This window comes from Methylobacterium sp. WL12 (genome assembly GCF_008039475.1).
GTDB classification, from domain to species: Bacteria; Pseudomonadota; Alphaproteobacteria; order Rhizobiales; family Beijerinckiaceae; genus Methylobacterium; species Methylobacterium cerastii.
In genome coordinates this window covers 1-4,250 of record NZ_VRUW01000163.1, presented here as the reverse complement: position 1 = coordinate 4,250, position 4,250 = coordinate 1, and the positions used below count along the sequence as shown (strand labels likewise).

Here is a 4,250-nt window from a genome sequence, read left to right as displayed (position 1 = left end):
CATCCACATAGCGCGCAGATTTAAGCCCATACTCCTCAAAAAATCTGTCGAGGGGCATCATATAAAAACTGCCGAATAAATCTGATGTAAAAACGCCTTGTATTATACCTCTAGAACTACGGTCTCCTGTCAAATCGACAAGCATATTTTCCAATCTATTGCATAAAACTCCGCCGTATCCAATATCTCTGAGTAAGTTTATAAGCGTATGCTGATTGATCGAGCCGAAATAGTTGGCAATATCAATCTTGATGACGTGCGTTATTTTATTACTTTTGCTGTAATCGGCAAGGGCTTTTTGAAGTCCGTTCCAGCAGCTTCGAGTAGGATTGAACATCGACGATTTGTCATCTTTAGACAAAATATGACTAAATGATCTTTATCTGTCTATATTGTCACTAATCAAATCTGCGACTTCATCCCCGAGTATTTGATAGAGGAGACGATCTTTGGGCATAAGTATCGTGCCTGGACGTGTGAAGTTTGGCCCTGAACCTTTGGAGTTTGCTACCCTGACACGATTGGTTTTAGGAACATCTATAGTCATCGGAGTACCAACTGCATATATACCTGCATTGAGCTCTGATTTAACTATAGATATAAGCTCAATCGCACACTTGCTATATATAAAACGCAAGTGCGGCGCATAGATAAAATCAGACTTAGCGTCGGCCAATATTCTTTTTACAGCTAGAGGCCAGTTCATTTTTTTAACGATATCTGCGTCGATCCCAAATACATTGGCAGATTTTCGCGATGCCATTTAGTTCCTCTGCGCAATCCTACTCTCGATGAACATAATACGCCGGTATAAGTCATATGCCAATACTAGGTTGTAAATAAGTTTTTGAGTATGTATTTATTCAGACATATCACAAATGCCAAAATCTCAGTGGTTTCTCGTAGCGGCGTTTCAAATGACGGAGTGCGCCTCGTTTGAGTAAACCGATCCGAGACGGTTAGGCGAGACAACCTCTTTGAGATGCCATCGCCCTCCCCGGGTCAAACGGTATCTGCCGCGACAATCTCTGGAAGGCCTACTCACGAGGTAAGCCGCTTCATCAGGGTGCACCGTGGAGTGACGTAACAGGCGCCCGATCACTCCCTAAGCGCAAGCGTAACATCAGGCTTGCCTTAGCTGTGATGTTACGGCATTGTCCCTGGGTCTAGACCCGGAGGTGACATTTGGCGAGGATCGGTTACGCGAGATGCAGTGCAGAAGACCAAAGCCTCGATATTCAGATCGCACGGCTTAAGGCCGAAGGGTGTCAGCCGATCCGTTCCGAAAAGGTGTCAGGTGCATCACGGGAAGGGCGCACCGAACTGGCGGCGATCCTCGATTTCATCCGCGAAGGCGACGAGCTTTGCGTTTTGCGGGCGGACAGACTCGGGCGCGATACCCGTGACGTTCTCAACATCGTCCACGAGCTTGATCAGCGTGGCGCTTTCCTCACCGTCCTTGATCCTCACGTGTCCACCCGAGGCGAGAGCGGCCGGATCGTTCTGACCGTCCTTGGCATGGTCAGTCAGATGGAACGGCGCTTCATCCTCGAACGTCAACGCGAGGGTATCGAGGCTGCCAAGGCGAAGGGTGTCTATACGGGCGGTAAGCGTCGGCTGGACCGGGACAAGGTTCTTGCGATGAAGGCGGCTGGTGATGGTCCTGCGGCGATTGCGAAGGCTCTCGGCTGTTCCCGCATGCAGGTGTATCGGATCATCGGAGGCGAAAGCGCACCACAGTCTCAATGAGCGTGGATGCAATGAAAGCGGAAAGCCGAAGCGAGGGCTGATCTGAATCCCTCGCTTCGGCTCACTTCTCACTTCGCCTTGGCAGCAATGCCCTTCAAGCCGGCATCGTACACGCCAGCGATGGCCTCCTTCGCCTTATCGTCGGGGGCGCCCTTAGCTTTGAACGAGCCGGTCCAGGTGACCTTGGAACCGCTACCTTCCTTCTCGACCATAATCGTGGACTTGTAGTCTTCCACCGGTAACGGTCCAGACATGATCGTGTAGGTATAGCTCATCTTCTTATCGTCGCGGGCTTGCTCTTGCTCGACGAGAAGTCCACCACCCTTGAGGTGGAGGGTTCGTTGTTCCTTTCCGCCGTTCTTAGACAAGGCGCACGTCTCAACGACCGGGTGCCAACCGCCGATCCCACAGAAGCCACCAATGGTCTTCCACACCGCATCAGGTGAAGCCGCGACCATGGTGGTCTTCGTCACTTCCAGCGCGAAAACAGGAGTGATAGAGACCGCGACCAGAGCCGCGGCAGAGATAATAGTTTTGCGCATCTAGCGTTTCCTCACAAGGCTTCTTTGACGCGGATAAACACGCCGAAGATTAAGCTAGCGCGCGATCTAAACTTTACCATATGCATCGCGTATACGGATGCGATTCAATCCCGAGCAAAATGCGCCCTTAAACGCGGAGCGTATCACTTTCATGTGTGGCTATCGGAATGAAGGCGGCCGGTGATGGCCCGGCGGCGATTGCAAAAGCCCTCGGCTGTTCCCGGATGCAGTTCTATCGAATCAATAGAGGGAACACCGCTTATTGATCACCGTGAGCGTCAGGCTGAGGGTATGCCTAGGTCGAGACCGAAAGAGCATTGAAGAGTGGCAAACCAACGATCGACGCTGACCGTGCGAGGAAACTTGCGGCGTCGGACATGGGTGGAACGGCCATCGCCCGGGCACTGAACGTATCTCGGGCTTCGGTCTATCGCCTTCTCAATCCTAGTGCCGGGGAAGCCACACTACGCACCCCGGTTGAGCCTATGTAACGGCCAAGCTACAACAACCTCTGGTTGGTTAAGCATACGTTAGGAGGCCGCTGTGGAACCGTCGGAATGTTGCACGTTTCGTATCATTGCGGCCTCTGTTGTCGGTAGCATCATCTGTGCAATCTTCCTATGGTATCGATCGCCCGTATTCGCGATTTTACTAGTACCGGTAGCTGGATCATTGATGGCAGTAGGGGCAATGCTCTTGTTCCAATCAGTTCGTCCGTTCGTATCGAAAGAACCAATCGGGCTGGATGTCAGATCTGACTACTTTATTCGACGACTTGGATTCCGTTGATCTAAAATATTACATAATATCTTTGATAAACTCATTGATGCTGTCACGACTGACATAATCGTGGACTTGCCTTGTCGTTGGCAGTTTACCAACGTGGTCGTGTCGCGGGACCACCGCATTTCGAACTCGATGGACCACCAACGATCTTCGACTCGCCCGGCCGACGGGATGACTACGCTCTCACGACCATAGCGGCGGTTGCAGGCATATAGAGCGTCATCAGTGGCCCTCTGCGCTCACGTAGAGTCCGCCGATCGTCGCCCACTGTGAGGTTTGCAGTGGCATCAGGTCCGCCTGATGATACCGGCCTTGGAATAGGCGAACCTTTGACGCCGGACCCGCCGGACACCTGATGGCACTGCCTCGTCAGAACCAGGGTATCGTTTGATACTTAGGCATTGTTCAGACTACGTCTACGAGGTCTTATCAGGCTTCTGTGTCGCGCACACGAGAGATAGCGGGGCACTTGAGAGCCGCATGTTATCTCCGTCAAGTGTCGTCGTCCTGTCTGCCTCCGCTCGCAAAACTGACATTACTGTTGCTCGACCTTCCGGGTTTTCGATCGCAAGCCAGAGAGTAAGTAGTTCGTTGGTCTCTTGGATTTGATGCGAAACTAGACCGCAAAAGACCTCGGTAGGACAGTCCAAAGCCTGAGCGAGCCGTTTGAGTGTGGCTTTGGTCTGCCTCAGTCCACCGGATGTCGTATCGTCGGTCGCCATCACCGCCCCCAGGTTGCGCACAACCCATCCTAACGGAGCGGTTGGTCACAATCAAATCACGTCGGAGTGCTCGGTGTTGCCTAAATGCCCCGCATGGCGGCAGAGCCATCAGTTATTACTCTGGCGGGACTGGCGAAACAGGAAACGGGCAGGACTGTGAAAAAGATAAATAAGCTCAACGCGATAGCTGATCTTGGTCAGCCCCCATTGAAGTGGTCCGCCCTTTGGTATGGCTTTTGAGCCTGGAGGACGGACGAGATGGCAAAGCACCCGAAGCCCGAGGAGATCGTCACGAAGCTACGTCAGGCGGACGTTCTGATCTCCCAGGGCCAGAGCGTGGCCGATGCAATCCGCGCGCTCGGTGTGAGTTCGGTGACGTACTACCGGTGGCGGCGTGAGTTTGGCGGCCTGAAGTCGGATCAAGTTCGACGGATGAAGAGTCTTGAGACCG

Annotated in this window: 5 protein-coding genes; 2 read left to right on the top strand and 3 right to left on the bottom strand. The window is 52.6% G+C overall.

The window, feature by feature from the left end:
• A partial coding sequence (locus FV226_RS26905; protein ID WP_210246556.1) for a reverse transcriptase domain-containing protein occupies window positions 1–337 on the bottom strand: 337 nt, incomplete at its 3' end.
• A 42-nt stretch (window positions 338–379) separates the two neighbouring features.
• Window positions 380–763 carry a hypothetical protein gene (locus FV226_RS26900; RefSeq protein ID WP_147765328.1) on the bottom strand — a complete coding sequence of 128 codons (384 nt, stop codon included), beginning with the start codon at window positions 761–763 and terminating at the stop codon, window positions 380–382.
• A gap of 422 nt (window positions 764–1,185) precedes the next feature.
• Here FV226_RS26900 and FV226_RS26895 point away from each other — a divergent pair, with 422 nt between their 5' ends.
• Window positions 1,186–1,749 (top strand): recombinase family protein, encoded by a 564-nt coding sequence (locus FV226_RS26895; protein ID WP_147765327.1) that lies wholly within the window; start codon window positions 1,186–1,188, stop codon window positions 1,747–1,749.
• Between the two features lie 68 nt (window positions 1,750–1,817).
• Here FV226_RS26895 and FV226_RS26890 read toward each other — a convergent pair whose 3' ends face one another.
• Window positions 1,818–2,291 carry an SRPBCC family protein gene (locus FV226_RS26890; RefSeq protein WP_147752115.1) on the bottom strand — a complete coding sequence of 158 codons (474 nt, stop codon included), beginning with the start codon at window positions 2,289–2,291 and terminating at the stop codon, window positions 1,818–1,820.
• A gap of 1,766 nt (window positions 2,292–4,057) precedes the next feature.
• Here FV226_RS26890 and FV226_RS26875 point away from each other — a divergent pair.
• A partial coding sequence (locus tag FV226_RS26875; protein WP_147762613.1) for a transposase occupies window positions 4,058–4,250 on the top strand: 193 nt, incomplete at its 3' end.

Coding starts and splice junctions, on each gene's coding strand:
- FV226_RS26900 (WP_147765328.1), bottom strand. CDS start 763: ATGGCATCGCGAAAATCTGCCAATGTATTTGGGATCGACGCAGATATC.
- FV226_RS26890 (WP_147752115.1), bottom strand. CDS start 2,291: ATGCGCAAAACTATTATCTCTGCCGCGGCTCTGGTCGCGGTCTCTATC.